The organism is Streptomyces sp. NPDC039736, from assembly GCF_055596485.1.
Window position 1 is genome coordinate 613,445 of sequence record NZ_JBVIUQ010000004.1, and the last position, 18,489, is coordinate 631,933.

An 18,489-nucleotide genomic window follows, 5' to 3' on the forward strand; every position below is an offset into this window, starting at 1 on the left:
GGGCGCTCGCACCCATCGGCACCCCCATTACGCTCAAGCAGTCACCCGCCCCCTACCCCCTCCCGGGAGTCCTCATGAGCGAGCGCCTCGCGCCCGGCGACACCGCCCCCGACTTCACCCTGCCCGACGCCGACGGCAAGGACGTCTCCCTCGCCTCCCACCGGGGCCGCAAGGTCGTCGTCTACTTCTACCCGGCCGCCCTGACCCCCGGCTGCACCAAGCAGGCCTGCGACTTCACCGACAACCTCGACGTGCTGGCCGCCGCCGGGTACGACGTCATCGGCGTCTCCCCCGACAAGCCGGAGAAGCTCGCGAAGTTCCGCGAGAAGGAGTCCCTGAAGGTCACCCTGGTCGGCGACCCGGACAAGACGGTGCTGGAGGCGTACGGCGCGTACGGCGAGAAGAAGCTGTACGGCAAGACGGTGACCGGCGTCATCCGCTCCACCGTCGTCGTCGACGAGGACGGCAAGGTCGAGCACGCCTTCTACAACGTCAAGGCCACGGGCCATGTCGCGAAGATCATGAAGGACCTGAAGATCTGACCCTTATCACCCTGTGTAAGAACCGCGTGATGGAAATCCCACCGCCGGGCGGTGGGATTTTTGTTTGCCCCCGGCGCAATCGCGCAGACGTACCTCCTGGACCACCCGCATCACCTGCCCCAGGAGGACCCGACCATGACGCCCACCGCCCCCCACCGGGCCGAGGACCCCGAGGCGGTCAAGCGTCACCGCGTCCTCTTCCGCGCCCTGAACCGCCGCAGGAACCCGCCGCTGCGCCGCTCCGACATCACCGTCACCGACGAAGCGGCCGTGAAGAGAGCCGTGAAGGCCGCCTCCCTCGGCAATGCCATGGAGTGGTTCGACTTCGGCATCTACTCCTACCTGGCGGTCACCCTCGGTCAGGTCTTCTTCCCGTCCGGGAACGACACGGCCCAGCTCCTCTCCTCCTTCGCGACCTTCGCGGTGGCCTTCCTGGTGCGGCCGCTCGGCGGCATGTTCTTCGGCCCGATGGGCGACAAGATCGGCCGCAAGAAGGTCCTCGCCCTCACGATGATCCTGATGTCGGTCGGCACGCTCGCCATCGGCCTCATCCCGTCCTGGGACTCCATCGGCGTCTGGGCGCCGATCCTGCTGATCTTCTTCCGCATGCTCCAGGGCTTCTCGACCGGCGGCGAGTACGGCGGCGCGTCCACCTTCATCGCCGAGTACGCGCCCGACAAGCGCCGCGGCTTCTTCGGCAGCTTCCTGGAGTTCGGCACGCTCGCCGGTTACGTCGGCGCGGCCGGCCTGGTCACGGCGCTGACCGCGCTCCTGGGCAACGACGTCATGCGCGAGTGGGGCTGGCGCGTCCCGTTCCTCGTCGCCGCGCCGATGGGCCTCATCGGGCTCTACCTGCGGATGAGGCTGGACGAGACCCCGGCCTTCCAGAAGCTCGAAGCCGAGAACGCCCGCGCCTCGGAGGCCGCCGACGCCGTCGAGAAGTCCACCAAGGGCGACCTCGGCCGCATCTTCCGCGACTACTGGCCCACCCTCATCCTCTGCATCTGCCTGGTCGGCGCGTACAACATCACCGACTACATGCTGCTCTCCTACATGCCCACCTACCTCTCCAAGGAGCTGGGCTACTCGGAGACCCACGGCCTCCTGATCCTCCTGGCCGTCATGGCCTTCCTCATGGTGATCATCAGCCAGGTCGGCAGGCTGAGCGACCGCTTCGGCCGCAAGCCGCTCCTGATGACCGGCATGGTGGGCTTCTTCGTCCTCTCCCTGCCGGCCTTCCTCCTGCTGGGCCAGGGCAGCATCCCGGCGGTCGTCGGGGGCCTGCTGATGCTGGGCCTCTCCCTGGTCTGCCTCCTGGGCACGATGTCCGCCGCCCTCCCGGCCCTCTTCCCGACCCCGGTCCGGTACGGCTCCCTGTCGGTCGGCTACAACCTCTCCGCCTCGATCTTCGGCGGCACGACGCCGCTGGTGGTCACCGGCCTGATCGCCTGGACCGGCGACAACCTGATGCCGGCCTACTACTCGATGGCGGCGGCCCTGGTCGGCATCATCGCGGTGGCCTGCATGAAGGAGACCGCCCAGCAGCCCCTGGAGGGCTCGCCCCCTTCGGTCGGGACCAAGGAGGAGGCGGCGGAACTGGTCGAGGCCCAGGCCCGCGAGCCGAAGTTCTGACGGTCCGCACCGCCCGGCGGTGCGCGCACCTTACGATGGGGGCGCGCAGGCGGCCGTGGTGGAATTGGCAGTCACGCTGGGTTTAGGTCCCAGTGGGGTAAAACCCGTGGGGGTTCGAGTCCCCCCGGCCGCACACAGCACGAAGGGCCGCTCGTCGGGTACGGGCGGCCCTTCGGCGTACCAGCAGACAAGCCGCTCAGCCCAACAACTCCCGCAGCACCGGGACCAGTCCCCGGAACGCCTTGCCGCGGTGGGAGATGGCGTTCTTCTCGGCGGGGGTCAGTTCGGCGCAGGTGATGTCGTAGCCGTCCGGCTGGAGGATCGGGTCGTAGCCAAAGCCGTTCGTGCCCGCCGGGGCGTAGCGCAGGGTGCCCGGCATCGTGCCGGAGACCACGCGTTCCGTGCCGTCGGGGAGGGCGAGGGCGGCCGCGCAGGCGAAGTGGGCGGCGCGGTGGCCGGGGCCGATGTCCGCGAGCTGGGCCAGCAGGAGGTCCAGGTTGGCGCGGTCGTCGCCGTGGGTGCCGGACCAGCGGGCGGAGAAGATGCCGGGGGCGCCGTGCAGGACGTCGACCGCGAGGCCCGAGTCGTCGGCGACGGCGGGCAGGCCCGTCGCGCGAGCCATGGCGTGGGCCTTCAGGAGGGCGTTCTCGGCGAAGGTGACGCCGGTCTCCTTGACGTCGGGGATGTCGGGGTAGGCGTCCGTGCCGACCAGGTCGTACCCGAGCTGCGCGTCCGCGAGGATCGTGCGGAGTTCGGTGATCTTGCCCGCGTTGCGGGTGGCGAGGATGAGGCGGGTCGTCATGCGTCCCAAGTTACGGGGTGCAGATCTTGCCGATCTCGCCCGCGGCGCTGGTGACGGGGGTGAGGTCGGGGGTCGGGTCGCCGCCGTCGACGGCCTTGCGGACGTTGTCGACGCCGGTGCCGAGGTCCTTGACCGCCTTGGCGAGGTCCGCGTTGTCGGTCCTGTCGCCGAGGGACTTCAGCTCGCGGTCGATGTCGTTGAGGGCCTGCTGGGAGGCGAGCGGGTCGTTCGCGGCGTTGGAGACGGCCGTCTGGAGGCGGTCCACGCTCGCGGCGATGGTGGCGGCCGTGCCGGCGCAGTCCAGGACCTTGTTCACGGCTTCGCAGCCGGTGAGCGCGCCGAGGGTGAGCGTGGTGGCGGCCAGGGCCAGGGCGGTGCGGCGTGCGTACGACTGCATGGAAGCGGTTCCTCCCCCGAGGGACTGCGGCGGCTGGACGGGCGTACGGGGTTGAGGCCGTACGCCCGTACCTGTCAGGACGCGTCGGGGGTGTCCACGGTTGCCAGCGCGCGTGCCTGGAGCGCGGAGAGGTCGGCGCAGCCGCCGGCGGCGAGGTCGAGGAGGGCGTTGAGCTCCTTGCGGTCGAAGGGCTCGGCCTCGGCGGTGCCCTGGACCTCGACGAAGCGGCCGTCGCCGGTGCAGACGACGTTCATGTCGGTGTCGGCGCGCACGTCCTCCTCGTAGCAGAGGTCGAGGAGGGGGACGCCGTCGACGATGCCGACGGAGACGGCGGCGACGGTGCCGGTGAGGGGCTGGCGGTTGTGCTTGACGAGCTTCTTGGACTTGCCCCAGGCGATGGCGTCGGCGAGGGCGACGTAGGCGCCGGTGATGGCGGCGGTGCGGGTGCCGCCGTCGGCCTGCAGGACGTCGCAGTCCAGGACGACGGTGTTCTCGCCGAGGGCCTTGTAGTCGACGACGGCGCGCAGGGAGCGGCCGATCAGGCGGCTGATCTCGTGGGTGCGGCCGCCGATCTTGCCCCGGACGGACTCGCGGTCGCCGCGGGTGTTGGTGGCGCGCGGCAGCATGGAGTACTCGCCGGTGACCCAGCCCTCGCCGCTGCCCTTGCGCCAGCGGGGGACGCCCTCGGTGAAGGAGGCGGTGCAGAAGACCTTGGTGTCGCCGAAGGAGACGAGGACGGAGCCCTCGGCGTGCTTGCTCCATCCGCGTTCGATGGTGACCGGGCGGAGCTGTTCGGGGGTGCGGCCGTCGATTCGAGACATGGGGCCGAGCCTAGTGGGTGCGGGTGAGGGGGCTGTTCCGCGCATGCGTGAGGGCCCGTTTCCGTGGCTGGAAACGGGCCCTCACGGCGAGGAGTTCAGCGGCTCACATCATGTCTTCGATCTCGCCGGCGATCGGGTCGGCGTCGGTGCCGATGACGACCTGGATGGCGGTGCCCATCTTGACGACGCCGTGGGCGCCGGCGGCCTTCAGCGCGGCCTCGTCGACGAGCTCGGGGTCGACGACCTCGGTGCGCAGGCGCGTGATGCAGCCCTCGACCTCTTCGATGTTGTCGAGCCCGCCGAGCCCGGCGACGATCTTCTCAGCCTTGGTGGCCATGGTGTTTCTCCTTGAGTGGTCACAGGTCGCTGCGTCACGCTGCGTCGGCCCAGCGTTGGCCGCTTTGTCACGTTAACCCACGGTTGGCCCAACTTCTCGGGCGCACGTGCGGGCGGTGACGAAAGATGACGATCACCGGTGGTGCGTGGTCGGTCGTACTCCGGGGACCGTATCGCAACTGGTCTACACCAGTGTGCAACACCCGTGCAGGTCGGCTTGTTCCGGGAGGACGCCCATGAGTGTGCAGAGCACGACGGCATCGTCGCCGAAGTGGTGGAACGGCCTCTTCCAGGGGCTCCAGAAGATGGGCCGCAGCCTCCAGTTGCCGATCGCGGTCCTGCCCGCGGCGGGAATCCTGCTCCGGCTGGGCCAGCCGGACGTCTTCGGCGACGACGGGCTCGGGTGGACCAACGTCGCCAAGGTGATGGCCGGAGCGGGCGGCGCCCTGCTGGACGCCAACATCGGGCTGCCCCTGCTGTTCTGCATCGGTGTCGCGATCGGCATGGCCAAGAAGGCGGACGGCTCGACCGCGCTGGCCGCGGTGGCGGGCTTCCTCGTGTACTACAACGTGCTGCGCCAGTTCCCGAAGGACTGCGTGGACGGCGCGAAGGCCGCGGCCACCGGGTGCCAGGCGGCGGACGGCACGGTGAGCGCCTTCACGTACCAGAATCCGGGGGTGTTCGGCGGCATCGTCATGGGGCTGCTGGCCGCGTACTTCTGGCAGAAGTACCACCGCACGAAGCTCGTCGACTGGCTGGGCTTCTTCAACGGGCGGCGGCTGGTGCCGATCATCATGTCGTTCGTCGCGGTCCTGTTCGCCGTGGTGTGCCTGTGGGTGTGGCCGCCGGTGGGCAACGCGCTGGAGAGCTTCAGCGACTGGATGATCGGGCTCGGCTCGATCGGCGCGGGGATCTTCGGCGTCACCAACCGCGCCCTGCTGGTGATCGGCCTGCACCAGTTCCTGAACGTGCCGATCTGGTTCCAGTTCGGCAGCTACGAGAAGCCGGACGGCACCGAGGCGCACGGGGACATCGGACGGTTCCTGGCGGGCGACCCGACGGCGGGCCAGTTCACCACGGGCTTCTTCCCGATCATGATGTTCGCCCTCCCGGCGGCGGCGCTGGCCATCGCGCACTGCGCCAAGCCGCACCGGCGCAAGGCCGTCGGCGGTCTGATGCTGTCGGTGGGCCTGACGTCGTTCGTCACCGGCATCACGGAGCCGCTGGAGTACTCGTTCCTGTTCATCGCCCCGGTGCTGTACGCGATCCACGCCGTGCTGACGGGTGTGTCGATGGCGGTCTCGTGGGCGCTCGGAGTGAAGGACGGGTTCACCTTCTCGGCGGGGCTGATCGACTACCTGCTCAACTGGAAGCTGGCGACGAACCCCTGGCTGATCATCCCGATCGGACTGTGCTTCGCGGTCGTGTACTACGTGCTCTTCCGGTTCGCGATCACCAGGTTCAACCTGCCGACCCCGGGCCGCGAGCCCGAGGAGCTGGAGGAGGAACTGGAGAAGGAGAACACGAAGTGACCACGGCGGCGCACCCGCCGCGGACACCGGCCAAGTAACTGCACATGGCAACGGGTTAGGGGCTTCCTCCCCTCCTCCCCCAGGCCCTCGGACCCTTGCGGTCCGGGGGCTTTTGTCTGCTTTCTTGCGCTATGGAGGGCTCCCCGGAATCGGCGGTTCCTTATCTCGCCCTCATCGTGTTACAACTGGTCTAAACCACTGAGTGGTTTAGACCACGCGACCCCGAAGTCCTCGGGCCGCGTACCCCCGGAGACGCCGCCGTCCCCTCTTCTTTCCTGTCCCCTGGCGGCGCCTTGCCCCCCTGGAGGATCAGATGCCCAAGGCCAGCGCCGCCGCCCCCGCGGCCGAGAAGAAGAAGGGCGCGGGCGTGATGTCGGTCATGCAGCGCATCGGCCGCAGCCTCATGCTGCCGGTCGCGGTGCTGCCCGCCGGCGCGCTGCTCATCCGCCTCGGCCAGCCCGACATGCTCGGCCGTGAGTCCTTCGGGGCGTTCGTCAACAAGATCGCGACCTTCATGGCCGCGGGCGGCGACGCGATCATCGGCAACATGGCGATCCTGTTCGCCGTCGGCATCGCGATCGGCTTCGCGAAGAAGTCGGACGGCTCGACCGCGCTGGCCGCCGTCGCCGGTTACCTGGTCTTCCAGAAGGTGCTCGCCACCTTCACCGACAGCAACCTGCCGAAGGTCGCCGCGGTCGTCGAAGGCAAGATCGTCATGAACGAGGCCCCGGTCAACGCCGGTGTGCTCGGCGGCGTCGTGATGGGCCTGATCGTGGCCCTGCTGTACCAGAAGTTCTACCGGACCAAGCTGCCCGACTGGGCGGGCTTCTTCGGCGGCCGCCGGCTGGTCCCGATCCTCTCGTCCTTCGCGGGCCTGGTCGTCGGTATCGTCTTCGGCTACATCTGGCCGGTCCTCGGCTCGGCGCTGCACAACTTCGGCGAGTGGCTGGTCGGCTCCGGCGCGGTCGGCGCGGGCATCTTCGGTGTCGCCAACCGTGCGCTGATCCCGGTCGGCATGCACCACCTGCTGAACTCCTTCCCGTGGTTCCAGGCCGGCGAGTTCGACGGCAAGCACGGCGACATCGCCCGCTTCCTGGCGGGTGACCCGAACGCGGGTCAGTTCATGACCGGCTTCTTCCCGATCATGATGTTCGCCCTCCCGGCGGCCTGCCTGGCGATCGTCCACTGCGCCCGCCCCGAGCGCCGCAAGATCGTCGGCGGCATGATGTTCTCGCTGGCGCTGACCGCCTTCGTGACCGGTGTGACCGAGCCCATCGAGTTCACCTTCATGTTCCTGGCCCCGGCGCTGTACGCGGTCCACGCGGTGCTGACCGGTGTTTCGATGGCCCTGACCTGGGCGCTCGGCATGAAGGACGGCTTCGGCTTCTCGGCCGGCGCGATCGACTTCCTGCTCAACCTGGGCATCGCGACCAAGCCCTGGATGCTGGTCCTGGTCGGCCTCTGCTTCGCGGTGGTCTACTACTTCCTGTTCCGCTTCGCGATCACGAAGTTCAACATTCCGACGCCGGGCCGCGAGTCCGACGAGGAGCTGGCGGAGCTGCAGAAGGCGGAGGCCAAGTAGCCCGCACCACGCCTGACGAAGGGCCCCGGAACCGAGGGATCGGTTCCGGGGCCCTTTCTTCGTGTCGTTCCCGGCGCTAGACCTCGTAGACCGCGCCCCGGCGGGCCACCTCGGCGGGACCGGGGTAGGCGGCGCGGGCGTCGGCGAGGTTCTGCTCCTCGTCGGTCCACGGCGGGATGTGGGTGAGGACCAGCCGGCCGACGTCCGCGCGGGCGGCGTGCTCGCCGGCCTCGCGGCCGTTGAGGTGCAGGTCGGGGATGTCCTCCTTGCCGTCCAGGAAGGACGCCTCGCACAGCAGCAGGTCGGCGCCGGCGGCCAGCTCGTGCAGGGCCTCGCAGGGGCCGGTGTCGCCGGAGTACGTGAGGGTGCGGCCGCCGTGCTCCAGCCGGATGCCGTACGTCTCGACGGGGTGGCGCACCTGTTCCGTGCGGACGGTGAAGGGGCCGATGTCGAAGCTGCCGGACTTGAGGGTGCGGAAGTCGAAGACCCGGCTCATGGAGTCGGGGGTGGGGGTCGCGCCGTGCGCCGTGGTGAGGCGTTCCTCGGCGCCTTCGGGGGCGTACACCGGGAGGGCGGGGGCCATGCCGCCGTCGTGGCGGTAGTACCGGGTGACGAAGTACGCCGTCATGTCGATGCAGTGGTCGGCGTGGAGGTGGCTGAGGAAGACCGCGTCCAGGTCGTACAGACCGATGTGGCGCTGGAGCTCGCCGAGGGCGCCGTTGCCCATGTCGAGCAGCAGCCGGAAGCCGTCGGCCTCGACGAGGTAGCTCGAACAGGCCGATTCCGTGGAGGGGAACGACCCCGAGCAGCCGACGACGGTGAGCTTCATTGAGCGGGGCCTCCGTGGGTGCGGGCGGGAGGTGCGGGATGGGTTCGAGCGTAAGGCGCGGGAAGGGTGCTCGCTCCTCGGCCGTGTGCCGTTGTGGGGCAACTCACCTGGGGCGTCACCGGTTCGGGGGGCGTGAACTGGGGGCGCGGAGGGCGGTGTTGGGGCGGTGGGCGCTCGGGCCGCCGGGGAACGGGGGCACGGAGGGGAGGGCGGGTCGCTGCTCGGGGGGCCGGGAGGAAGAGGAGGGGAGGTGGGGCGTTCGAGGGGGCGGGGGGCGGGCGGGGGGCGGGCAGGGGGCGGAGGCGACAGGGGGGTGGAGGCGTGCCGGGGCCGGAGGGGGCCGGTAGCGTCGGGGTATGGATACCTCGTGGTGGCTGGCGCTGCTCGGCGTGGTCGTGCTGGCACTGATGGCCGCGCTGTCCGACGGCTGGGGCCGAGGCCGAAGGCCCGGCAGGCGGCCCGGCGGCCGGACCCGTCCGCCGGGCAGGCCGGAGGGCCCCCGGCGCAGGCCCGGCAGACGGCCCGAGCGGCTGCCGCAGCCCGGTGAGATCTGGTGGGCGGACGTGCCGTACGAGGACGGGCCGGGGTCGAAGGACCGCCCGTGCCTGGTGCTGGGCGTGCGCGGCGACGACGTCCTCGTCGCGAAGATCACCAGCAAGTGGCACCACGAGCGGCAGGGCGTCATCCCGCTGCCGCCGGGTTCGGTGGGCGACGCCCAGGGCCGCCCCAGTTTCCTGGAGACGGACGAGCTGCGGGACGTCGCACTGGAGGACTTCCGCCGCCGGGTCGGCGTCGCGGACCCGACGGTGTGGGACCAGGTCCGTCACCTGGCGTCCTAGGAGGGCGCAGCGGGTCCGCCACCCGGCTTCGCAGGACGGGGCACACGCGGGGTCCGCCGCCCGGTGTCCCAGGGCGGGGCGCACACCGGGTCCGCCACCCGGGCGTCCCGGGACAGGGCACGGGGTCCGTGCCGGATCGGCGGCGGGTGCGCGCGTCCCCGGCACACCCGCCGCCGGAAGGCCGAAGCGCACGTGCGTTCCCGTAGTTCACTCGCGTGAGTGAACACCTCTGCCGCCCCGGTAGCCTCGTCCCCAACCGTGGCGTTGTGCACGTGCGGCAGACGTCATGACAGGTGTCCCACCTGGCCAGGCCTGACAGGTACGGACAGGTCCGGACAGGCGGGCAAGAGCCCGGTCGGCCGACCGGCCCTCCCCGACCGCCTCGACCGCTGCCGCTCCGCACGGCGCCCGCCCCCCGCCCCCGACGCCATGAGAAGCCTGTGACTGCGACGCTCACCGCTCCACGCCCCGGCCTCGTCCCCGCCCCGTTCCGGTCGGCCGTCCGTTCCTCGGCGCTGCCGAACCGGCTGGACTCCCTCACCAGCCTGAGATTCTTCGCCGCGTTCGCCGTGTTCGCCCACCACTTCACGGGTCTCGGCAACAAGACCGGTTACGGCACGGCGCCCGCGATCTTCCCGTACTCGATGATCGGCGGGCACGGGGTCACCTTCTTCTTCGTGCTCTCCGGCTTCCTGCTGACCTGGGTGTTCAAGCCGCAGGAGCATCCGGTCGCGTTCTACTGGCGGCGCATGGCCCGGATCTGGCCGGCCTCGCTGGCCGCGGCGGTCCTGGGCTTCTACGCCTACTACGTCGCCGCGCACGAGCACGTCGACTGGCCGAGCGTGATCGCCTCGCTGTTCCTGGTGCAGACCTGGTTCCCGGGCGTGACGCCCACCCTGCCCGGCAACGAGGTGACCTGGACGCTCAGCGTCGAGCTGCTCTTCTACGCCCTGTTCCCGCTGGCCGCCCGCATCGCGGTGCGCCACCGCACCCGCACCCTGGCGCTCGCGACGGCGGCCGGCCTGGTCGGGATGTGGGCGGTGAACTGGTGGGCGGCGGCCACCTTCCAGCCCTCCTTCGAGGGCTGGATCATGCGCAACCCGCTCGTCTACCTGCCGCAGTTCCTGCTGGGCATGACCGTCGCGCTGGCCGTGCGGCGCGGCTGGCGGCTGCCGATGCGCCCGTTCGTCCCCGTGGTGCTGCTCGCGCTGTACGTGTGGGGGTACTACACGGGTCGCGCCAACCTGCCGGCGCCGGTCGTCGCGCAGCTCGACTACACGATCCGGCCGGTCATCGCCGTGCTGTCGATGCTGATCATCCTGGCGTTCGTGCAGCGGGAGGTGAACGGCCACCGCGGGGTGCTGAACAAGCCCTCGCTGATCCTGCTGGGCGCCTGGTCGTACGGCTTCTACCTCATCCACCACTCCATCTCGCGCCTGGCCACCTACGCGTGGGGCCGGGCCGGGGACGACAACAGCGTGCTGCTGGACATGATCGGTTGCGCGGTCGTGGTGATCGCGCTGTCGTGGGCGCTGTTCCGGTACGTGGAGGAGCCCGCCGCGCAGTGGCTGAACCGGAGGATGCCGCAGCGCCTGCGCCGCAGGGTCGGCGGTCCCGCACCGGACGTGCCGCCCACGGTGGCCGCGGAGGGTGCGCGGGCGGGGTCGGCACCGGTGCGCTGACCGCCGTGGGAGTACGAGGAGGGGCCCGCGCCGTGGGATTCGGCGCGGGCCCCTCCTCGTACCGTACGAAGACCCCTAGGCCCAGAGCTGGCCGTGCAGGGTCTCGATGGCGGCCTCGGTGGTGGGGGCCGTGTAGACGCCGGTGGAGAGGTACTTCCAGCCGCCGTCGGCGACGACGAAGACGATGTCGGCGCTCTCCCCCGCCTTGCGGGCCTTGTTCCCGACGCCGATCGCGGCGTGCAGGGCCGCGCCCGTGGAGACGCCCGCGAAGATGCCTTCCTGCGCCAGGAGTTCCCGGGTGCGGGTGACCGCGTCGGCGGAGCCCACGGAGAAGCGGGTGGTGAGGACGGAGGCGTCGTACAGCTCGGGGACGAAGCCCTCGTCCAGGTTGCGCAGGCCGTACACGAGGTCGTCGTAGCGCGGCTCGGCGGCGACGATCTTCACGTCCGGCTTGTGTTCGCGCAGGTAGCGGCCGACGCCCATGAGGGTGCCGGTGGTGCCGAGCCCCGCGACGAAGTGGGTGACCGAGGGGAGGTCGGTGAGGATCTCCGGGCCGGTGGTGGCGTAGTGGGCGCCCGCGTTGTCGGGGTTGCCGTACTGGTAGAGCATCACCCAGTCCGGATGCTCGGCGGCCAGCTCCTTGGCGACGCGGACGGCCGTGTTGGAGCCGCCCGCCGCCGGGGAGGAGATGATCTCCGCGCCCCACATGGCCAGCAGGTCGCGGCGCTCCTGGGAGGTGTTCTCGGGCAGCACGCAGACGATGCGGTAGCCCTTGAGCTTCGCGGCCATGGCCAGCGAGATGCCGGTGTTGCCGCTGGTGGGCTCCAGGATCGTGCAGCCGGGGGTCAGCCGCCCGTCCTTCTCCGCCTGTTCGACCATGTGGAGCGCGGGGCGGTCCTTGATCGAGCCGGTCGGGTTGCGGTCCTCCAGCTTGGCCCAGATGCGGACGTCGTCGGAGGGCGAGAGGCGCGGCAGGCGGACCAGGGGGGTGTTGCCGACGGCGGCGAGCGGGGAGTCGTACCGCATGTCAGCGGGAGCCGCCCGCGACGGCGGGCAGGATCGTCACGCTGTCGCCGTCGGCGAGCTTGGTGGAGATGCCGTCGAGGAAGCGGACGTCCTCGTCGTTGAGGTAGACGTTGACGAAGCGGCGCAGCTCGCCCTTGTCCTTCTCCACGATGCGCTCCTGGATGCCGGTGTGGCGGGTCTCCAGGTCGGCGAAGAGGTCGGCGAGGGTGGCCCCGTTGCCCTCGACGGCCTTCGCGCCGTCGGTGTGGGTGCGGAGGATGGTGGGGATGCGGACCTCGATGGCCATGGCGTGGGCTCCTGTTCGGGAGTGCGTGCGTACGTGGACGCGGGTACGTCGGCGGGAAGGGCGCGCGGCATTCTCGTCCCCCGCGCGGGGGGCGTACGTCTCGGTGTGGCGTCGGTGCGGGTCAGGCGGCGGTACAGATGGCGCTGTCGAGCCGGCACAGGTCGACGTGCAGGCGCGCCACGAGCAGCACTGTGCTCGGCGTCGTCTTCGCTGTCACGTCGTGGGCAACCATGCGGTCATCGTATAGATTCCCGGCCCGGATCCCGGCATGTGATCTCGCCTGCCGAGACGAATGCGTCCGCCAGGCGGACTTCAGCGCGATGGCGGGAGGTAGACGACCGTGGGCGCGCCGGTGGTGGGATGCGTGCTGACCTCGGCGTTCACCCCGTAGACCCGCTTGAGGAGGTCGGGGGTGAGGACTTCCGCGGGGGTGCCGTCGGCGACGACGCGGCCGGCGTCGAGGACGTAGAGGCGGTCGCAGTAGTAGGCCGCGAGGTTGAGGTCGTGGAGGGCGAGGAGGTTGGTGGTGCCCATGGCGCGTACGAGGCCGAGGACTTCGAGCTGGTAGCGGATGTCGAGGTGGTTGGTCGGCTCGTCGAGCACGACGAGGGCGGGCTCCTGCACCAACGCCCGTGCCACGAGGGCGCGTTGGCGCTCACCGCCGGAGAGGGAGGGGAAGGCGCGGTCGGCGAGCGCGCCGATGCCGACCCGGTCGAGGGCCCGGCGGACGTGCTCCTGGTCGGCGGCGGTGTCGGCCTCCCAGAACTTCTTGTGCGGGGAGCGGCCCATGGCGACGACCTCGCGGACGGTCAGCTCGAACACCGTCTGCCCGTCCTGCGGCACGGTCGCGAGCCGCTGGGCGCGCTTCTTGGCGCCCATGGTGCGCAGGTCCTCGCCGTCGAGCAGGGCGCGGCCGTGGGTGGGGGCGAGGGTGCCGTACACGCAGCGCAGCAGGGTGGTCTTGCCGCTGCCGTTGGGCCCGACGAGGCCGACGGTCTCGCCGGGGCGGGCCTCGATGTCGACGGCGTCGACGAGGTGCCGGCCGTCGACGCCGTAGGAGAGTCCTTCGGTACGGAGGTGGCTCATGGGGGCTCCTTCGGAATCGTCGGGGGGGGGTACGGCTTCGGCGGCTCCCCGGGGCGCGGGGAGTGCTCTCGGGGCGCGGGGAACCGCGCGACCGGTCGCCCGCTCCCCTGCGGGGAACCGCTCACCGCTACGCGGCAGGCGCGTCAGTCAAGGGACGGGAGAGGGGAGGGCCGCCCCGCACGGCGGCCGGAACGGCGCCCCGTCCCCGCCCTCACGAGGGCGCCCCCTCCGGCCTCCGCCGCAGCAGCCACAGGAAGAACGGCCCGCCGATCAGGGCGGTGAGGATGCCGACCGGGATGTCCTGCGGCTCGGCGACGACCCGCGCTCCCAGGTCGGCGAGGACCAGGAAGGCGGCCCCGGCGAGCGCGACGACCGGCAGCAGCGTCCGGTGCGAGGCCCCCACCAGCATCCGCGCCGCGTGCGGCACCAGCAGCCCGATGAACCCGATCGCCCCGGACACCGACACCAGCACCCCGGTGACCAGCGAGGTCAGCACGAAGACGCCCGCCCTGAAGCGCGAGGTGTCGAGTCCGAGGACGGTGGCCCCCTCCTCCCCCACCAGCATCAGGTCGAGCGGACGCGCCAGCGCGACGAGCAGCGCCGTCCCGGCCACGAGCACCACGGCGGGCAGCGGCAGCGCGTCCCACCGCGCGCTCCCGAGCCCGCCCAGCGTCCAGTACATGGCCTCCTGGAAGTGCTCGCGCTTCGCGGAGGTCACCATGATCAGGCTGGTCAGCGCCGACAGGATGTACGCGACGGCGACCCCGGCCAGCACCAGCCGGGTCCCGGTCATCTGCCCGCCCCGCCGGGCCAGCGCGTAGACGAGGACGAGCGCGAGCAGCGACCCCGCGAAGGCGCCGGCGGGCATGGTCACGGTGGTCGCGAGTCCGAGCCCGCTGCCGAGCCCGAAGACGATGACCAGCACGACGCCCGCCGAGGCCCCGGAGGAGATCCCGAGCAGGTACGGGTCGGCGAGCGGGTTGCGGACGAGGGCCTGGAGGACCGTGCCGACCACGGCGAGCCCGGCCCCGACGATCGCGCCGAGCAGGACGCGCGGCATGCGCACGTCCAGGACGATCGTGCGGAAGGGGCTGGGGCCGGCGTTCCCGGTGACGATGTCGAGGACCTGGGACGCCGGGATGCGGACCTGCCCGAGGGCGAGCCCCGCGGTCATCGCCGCCGCGAGGGCGGCGGCGAGGACCGCGAGGACGAGGGTGTAGCGCAGCGGCCCGCGGGCGGGCGGGGTCTTGCAGCTCACGGCTTGCGCTACTTCGCGAGCTCGGGGTGGAGCTGGCGGGCGAGCCGTTCGATGGCTGCGGGGGCCCGGACGCCGACGACCAGCTCGGACAGCGGCATGACCGCGAACTTCTTGTTCCTGACCGCCGGGACGTCCTGGAGCGCGGGGTCCTCCAGCAGCCGCTTCTTCTTCTGTTCGACGGTCGTCGAGCCGTAGTCGATGATCATGATCACGTCCGGCTTGCGGGTGACGACCTGCTCCCAGGAGGCGTCGGTGAAGGACTTGGGGACGTCGGCCATGACGTTCCTGCCGCCGGCACGGGTGATCATCTCGTTGGCGATGCCCTTGCCGCCGGTGGTGGAGGCGGTCTTGTCGCCGCTGTCGTACGCGAAGACGCTGACCGGCCGCACGCCCTTGAGCCGGGCCTCGGTGTCGGCGACGGTCTTCTTGGCGGCGGCTACCCAGGTGTCGGCGCGCTCGCCGACCCCGAAGGTGCGGCCGGTCTCGGCGACCTCGCGGTAGATGTCGTCGACCGCGCTGGAGCCCTTCGTGCAGTACTCGATGTTCAGGCGGGTCCGGATGCCGGACTTCGCGAGGTCCTCGCGGCTGCGGCCCTGCTTGGCGTCGAAGGCGGAGGCGTAACCGCCGTAGACGAAGTCGGGGTCGGCGGCGAGGAGCTTCTCCTTGGAGGGGTACTCCTCGGCGACGACCGGGATCTTCGCGTAGTCGGCGGCGTACTTCGGGAGGACCTTGTCGTCCAGGTAGGCGGTGCCGGTGACGGACTTCGCCAGCCCCAGCTCCAGCAGGACCTCCGTCGCGTGCTGGTTCATGGGCAGGGCGCGCTCGGGGGCCTTGGTGAAGGTGGTCTTCACCCCGCAGTTCTCGACGGTGTACGGGAAGCCCTTGGCGGACGCGGCCTGCGGCTCGTCCTGGCCGCGGCCCTGCTGCCCGCTTCCGCAGGCGGTGAGCGGCAGCAGGACCGCGGCTATGACGAGGGCGGTGCGGGCACGGCGGACGGGCATGCGGAAGGCCTCCTCCGGGGATTTCCTCGTCCCCTGGTGCGGATGGTGAGGCGGCAGGTCAGTTCCTGGCTCCCGGACGCGGGTGGCGTCCGGTCACAGTGGCGGGACCGCGCCGGATTCGCACCGGCTTCCTGGGTCCTGCCGCCCAAGTCGGGCACAGTGTCTCACCCGGGCGGGACGGGCCGCCCATCCGGCTCCGGTACCGGAACCTGGTACCAGACGGGTACCTTGGCAGTTCACCCTGAAAGGATGGGATGCGCCATGTCCATCAGCGCCAGCGAGGCCCGGAAGACCCTGTTTCCGTTGATAGAGCGTGTCAACACCGACCACGACCCGGTGCGCATCACGTCCAAGGCCGGGGACGCCGTCCTGATGTCGGCCGACGACTACGACTCCTGGCAGGAGACGGTCTACCTGCTGCGCTCCCCGGAGAACGCGCGTCGCCTCATGGAGGCCGTCGCCTGGGATCGGTCCGGGGAGCCCGGCGTCATCCGGAATATGGACGAGCTCCGCGCCATGACCGGCGGAGAGGAGTGAGGAGCGTCCACTTCTCACCCGGCGCTTGGGAAGACCTGCAGTACTGGCTCGGGGCGGACCTCAAGGCCGCCCGGAGGATTGCTCGCCTCATCAACGAAATTCAGCGTGACCCCTTCAGCGGCATCGGCAAGCCGGAGCCGCTGAAGGCCGACCTTTCCGGCTACTGGTCACGCAGGATCGACGACGAGCACAGGCTGGTGTACCGGGTCGACGAGAAGGAAGTCAGAATCCTCAAGGCCCGGCACCACTACTGACGGGCGCTCCGCTACCCCACCACCTCGACCTCTTCCTCCGTGACGACCCCGTCCACGATCCGGTACGAGCGGAACTGGAAGTCGCCGAGGCCGTCCGCGTCGGCCGTCGACACCAGGACGTAGTGCGCGCCGGGCTCGTTCGCGTACGTGACGTCCGTGCGGGAGGGGTACGCCTCGGTCGCCGTGTGGGAGTGGTAGACGATCACCGGTTCCTCGTCCCGGTCGTCCATCTCCCGGTACAGCTTCAGCAGGTCGCCCGAGTCGAACTCGTAGAAGGTGGGCGAGCGGGCCGCGTTCAGCATCGGGACGAAGCGTTCGGGGCGGCCGGTGCCCTCGGGACCGGCGACCACGCCGCACGCCTCGTCGGGGTGGTCGGCGCGCGCGTGGGCCACGATCTGGTCGTAGACGGTCCGGGAAATGGTCAGCATGCGGCCAGGATAAGCAAAGGGTCCCGCCCGTACCGAGGGGTGGTACGAGCGGGACCGCATGCTGGACGGGGTTACTTCTTGGCGGCGAACTTCTCCGGGTTCCGGGCCCTCATGACCAGGTACGAGACGCCCAGCAGCAGCGCCCAGAACGGCGCGCAGACCAGCGAGATCCGGGCGTCCTCGTCGATGCCCATCAGCACGATCACCAGGCCGATGAAGCCCAGCGCGAACCAGCTCGTCCACGGGGCGCCCGGCGCCCGGAAGGACGACTTGGGCAGCAGGCCCGCGTCGGACATCCGGCGGTACCTGATCTGCGAGCAGAGGATCATGATCCAGGCCCACATGCCGGAGATGGTGGCGAAGGAGACGACGTAGTCGAACGCCTCGCCCGGCCACTGGTAGTTGATCCACACGCCGACCAGCATCAGCGCGGCCGAGAAGGACGTGCCAGCCAGCGGCAGCCCGCGCTTGGTCAGCTTGGTGAAGAACTTCGGGGCCTGGCCGTTGAGCGCGAGGTCGCGCAGCATGCGGCCGGTGGAGTACATGCCCGAGTTGCAGGAGGACAGGGCCGCCGTCAGGACGACGAAGTTGACGATCGCCGCGCCGACGCCGAGGCCCATCTTCTCGAAGGCCGCGACGAACGGGGAGATGCCGGGCTGGAAGTGCGTCCACGGGACGACCGAGAGGATCATGATCAGCGCGCCGACGTAGAAGACGGCGATGCGCCACGGGACGGTGTTGATGGCCTTCGGCAGGACGGTCTTGGGGTCCTTGGACTCGCCCGCGGTCACCCCGACCAGCTCGACGGCCAGGAAGGCGAACATCACCATCTGGAGCGTCATCAGCGTCGAGCCGACGCCCTTGGGGAAGAACCCGCCCTCGGACCACAGGAGGGAGACGGAGGCGGTGTCGCCCGCGTCGGAGAAGCCGATCGTCAGGATGCCGGCGCAGATCAGGATCATGCCGATGATGGCGGTGACCTTGACCATCGAGAACCAGAACTCCAGTTCGCCGAAGAGCTTGACCGAGATCAGGTTCGCGCCGAAGAGGATCACGGTGAAGATCAGGGCGAAGACCCACTGCGGCTGGTTGATCCAGCCGGTGGCGTCCTTGGTCCAGTACTGCATGTACTCGGAGGCGGCGGTGACCTCGGTGATGCCGGTCACGACCCAGAAGAGCCAGTACGTCCAGCCGGTCACGAACCCGAAGAAGGGGCCGAGGAACTCGCGGGCGTACTCCGAGAAGGAGCCCGACACCGGGCGGTACATGAGCAGCTCGCCGAGCGCCCGCATGATGAAGAAGATGACCAGGCCCGCGATGGCGTACGCGAGGATCAGGCTGGGGCCGGCCTTGGAGATGCCCTTGCCCGCGCCGAGGAAGAGGCCCGTTCCGATGGCGCCGCCGATGGCGATCATCTGGATCTGGCGGGCGCCGAGTCCTCGCTGGTAACCCTCGCCCGAGCCGTCCTCGGTCGCGCCCGTGCCCTCGGCCCCACTGCCGTCGCCGTGCTTCTTGTCGACCTGCACTGAGGTCATGATCGTGCGCCTTTCTCCATGCGATCCGGCCGTTCTCGCACGCGGTGCGCGGCTCGGACCGACTGTGACGATCCTTGAGTCAGG

At 70.4% G+C, this 18,489-nt stretch carries 20 protein-coding genes, 1 tRNA gene, 1 pseudogene and 1 riboswitch; of the genes and pseudogenes, 9 read left to right on the forward strand and 13 right to left on the reverse strand.

Annotated features, from left to right (window positions below; all coding sequences use genetic code 11):
- The first annotated feature begins 74 nt into the window (after nt 1-74).
- The 3 genes from bcp to ACZ56L_RS16135 all read left to right on the forward strand — a co-directional run bounded on the left by bcp (nt 75) and on the right by ACZ56L_RS16135 (nt 2,307).
- Nucleotides 75-542: a thioredoxin-dependent thiol peroxidase gene (gene bcp, locus ACZ56L_RS16125; protein WP_345222603.1), complete on the forward strand. Its 468-nt coding sequence runs from the start codon at nt 75-77 to the stop codon at nt 540-542.
- A gap of 135 nt (nt 543-677) precedes the next feature.
- Entirely contained in the window at nt 678-2,174 is a 1,497-nt protein-coding gene (proP, locus tag ACZ56L_RS16130) for a glycine betaine/L-proline transporter ProP (RefSeq protein WP_471064583.1), read from the forward strand.
- A gap of 49 nt (nt 2,175-2,223) precedes the next feature.
- A tRNA-Leu gene (locus tag ACZ56L_RS16135) sits at nt 2,224-2,307 on the forward strand.
- A gap of 63 nt (nt 2,308-2,370) precedes the next feature.
- On the opposite strand, the gene rdgB is transcribed toward ACZ56L_RS16135, so the two are convergent.
- The 4 genes and pseudogenes from rdgB to ACZ56L_RS16155 all read right to left on the reverse strand — a co-directional run.
- Entirely contained in the window at nt 2,371-2,976 is a 606-nt protein-coding gene (gene rdgB, locus ACZ56L_RS16140; RefSeq protein ID WP_345222599.1) for an RdgB/HAM1 family non-canonical purine NTP pyrophosphatase, read from the reverse strand.
- A gap of 10 nt (nt 2,977-2,986) precedes the next feature.
- A complete protein-coding gene (locus ACZ56L_RS16145) occupies nt 2,987-3,373 on the reverse strand; it encodes a hypothetical protein (protein WP_345222596.1) in 387 nt (128 codons plus the stop codon).
- Nucleotides 3,374-3,447: 74 nt separating this feature from the next.
- Nucleotides 3,448-4,194 carry a ribonuclease PH gene (rph, locus tag ACZ56L_RS16150; RefSeq protein ID WP_468687848.1) on the reverse strand — a complete coding sequence of 249 codons (747 nt, stop codon included), beginning with the start codon at nt 4,192-4,194 and terminating at the stop codon, nt 3,448-3,450.
- 103 nt (nt 4,195-4,297) lie between these two features.
- A pseudogene (locus ACZ56L_RS16155) lies at nt 4,298-4,570 on the reverse strand (PTS sugar transporter subunit IIB); the annotation flags it as partial.
- 196 nt (nt 4,571-4,766) lie between these two features.
- Between ACZ56L_RS16155 and ACZ56L_RS16160 the strand changes: the two are divergent.
- The gene (locus tag ACZ56L_RS16160; RefSeq protein WP_345222592.1) at nt 4,767-6,062 is read left to right on the forward strand and encodes a PTS transporter subunit EIIC; all 1,296 of its coding nucleotides are present in this window, start codon (nt 4,767-4,769) and stop codon (nt 6,060-6,062) included.
- Between the two features lie 313 nt (nt 6,063-6,375).
- Entirely contained in the window at nt 6,376-7,644 is a 1,269-nt protein-coding gene (locus ACZ56L_RS16165; RefSeq protein WP_345222589.1) for a PTS transporter subunit EIIC, read from the forward strand.
- 76 nt (nt 7,645-7,720) lie between these two features.
- On the opposite strand, the gene ACZ56L_RS16170 is transcribed toward ACZ56L_RS16165, so the two are convergent.
- Complete coding sequence (locus ACZ56L_RS16170; protein WP_468687850.1) at nt 7,721-8,473, reverse strand: MBL fold metallo-hydrolase; 753 nt, start codon at nt 8,471-8,473, stop codon at nt 7,721-7,723.
- A gap of 356 nt (nt 8,474-8,829) precedes the next feature.
- Between ACZ56L_RS16170 and ACZ56L_RS16175 the strand changes: the two genes are divergently transcribed.
- Together ACZ56L_RS16175 and ACZ56L_RS16180 are read left to right on the forward strand one after the other, a co-directional pair.
- Nucleotides 8,830-9,312, forward strand: coding sequence for a type II toxin-antitoxin system PemK/MazF family toxin (locus ACZ56L_RS16175; RefSeq protein WP_345222585.1), 483 nt, complete (start codon nt 8,830-8,832; stop codon nt 9,310-9,312).
- A gap of 440 nt (nt 9,313-9,752) precedes the next feature.
- On the forward strand, nt 9,753-10,994 hold the full coding sequence (locus tag ACZ56L_RS16180) for an acyltransferase family protein (RefSeq protein ID WP_471064587.1): 1,242 nt from the start codon (nt 9,753-9,755) through the stop codon (nt 10,992-10,994).
- Between the two features lie 75 nt (nt 10,995-11,069).
- Here the strand turns inward: ACZ56L_RS16180 and ACZ56L_RS16185 are convergent, their stop codons facing one another.
- From ACZ56L_RS16185 to ACZ56L_RS16210, 6 genes are all read right to left on the reverse strand, one after another.
- Entirely contained in the window at nt 11,070-12,020 is a 951-nt protein-coding gene (locus ACZ56L_RS16185) for a PLP-dependent cysteine synthase family protein (RefSeq protein ID WP_471064589.1), read from the reverse strand.
- 1 nt (nt 12,021) lies between these two features.
- A complete protein-coding gene (locus ACZ56L_RS16190) occupies nt 12,022-12,306 on the reverse strand; it encodes a MoaD/ThiS family protein (protein WP_266653394.1) in 285 nt (94 codons plus the stop codon).
- Between the two features lie 121 nt (nt 12,307-12,427).
- Nucleotides 12,428-12,538: a putative leader peptide gene (locus tag ACZ56L_RS16195; RefSeq protein WP_318299655.1), complete on the reverse strand. Its 111-nt coding sequence runs from the start codon at nt 12,536-12,538 to the stop codon at nt 12,428-12,430.
- 80 nt (nt 12,539-12,618) lie between these two features.
- A complete protein-coding gene (locus ACZ56L_RS16200; protein WP_471064592.1) occupies nt 12,619-13,392 on the reverse strand; it encodes an ABC transporter ATP-binding protein in 774 nt (257 codons plus the stop codon).
- 211 nt (nt 13,393-13,603) lie between these two features.
- Nucleotides 13,604-14,650: a FecCD family ABC transporter permease gene (locus ACZ56L_RS16205; protein WP_345222563.1), complete on the reverse strand. Its 1,047-nt coding sequence runs from the start codon at nt 14,648-14,650 to the stop codon at nt 13,604-13,606.
- An 8-nt stretch (nt 14,651-14,658) separates the two neighbouring features.
- Nucleotides 14,659-15,651 carry an ABC transporter substrate-binding protein gene (locus ACZ56L_RS16210; protein WP_471064594.1) on the reverse strand — a complete coding sequence of 331 codons (993 nt, stop codon included), beginning with the start codon at nt 15,649-15,651 and terminating at the stop codon, nt 14,659-14,661.
- 39 nt (nt 15,652-15,690) lie between these two features.
- Nucleotides 15,691-15,808: riboswitch (cobalamin riboswitch) on the reverse strand.
- 104 nt (nt 15,809-15,912) lie between these two features.
- Here ACZ56L_RS16210 and ACZ56L_RS16215 point away from each other — a divergent pair.
- The gene (locus ACZ56L_RS16215) at nt 15,913-16,188 is read left to right on the forward strand and encodes a type II toxin-antitoxin system Phd/YefM family antitoxin (RefSeq protein ID WP_345222557.1); all 276 of its coding nucleotides are present in this window, start codon (nt 15,913-15,915) and stop codon (nt 16,186-16,188) included.
- A complete protein-coding gene (locus tag ACZ56L_RS16220; protein WP_471064596.1) occupies nt 16,185-16,442 on the forward strand; it encodes a Txe/YoeB family addiction module toxin in 258 nt (85 codons plus the stop codon). The genes ACZ56L_RS16215 and ACZ56L_RS16220 overlap by 4 nt, the downstream gene beginning before the upstream one ends.
- Nucleotides 16,443-16,453: 11 nt before the next feature.
- Here ACZ56L_RS16220 and ACZ56L_RS16225 read toward each other — a convergent pair whose 3' ends face one another.
- Both ACZ56L_RS16225 and ACZ56L_RS16230 read right to left on the reverse strand, forming a co-directional pair.
- Nucleotides 16,454-16,870, reverse strand: a complete 417-nt coding sequence (locus tag ACZ56L_RS16225; RefSeq protein ID WP_468687858.1) for a M67 family metallopeptidase — start codon at nt 16,868-16,870, stop codon at nt 16,454-16,456.
- A gap of 71 nt (nt 16,871-16,941) precedes the next feature.
- Complete coding sequence (locus ACZ56L_RS16230; protein WP_471064599.1) at nt 16,942-18,405, reverse strand: amino acid permease; 1,464 nt, start codon at nt 18,403-18,405, stop codon at nt 16,942-16,944.
- Between the last annotated feature and the right edge of the window lie 84 nt (nt 18,406-18,489).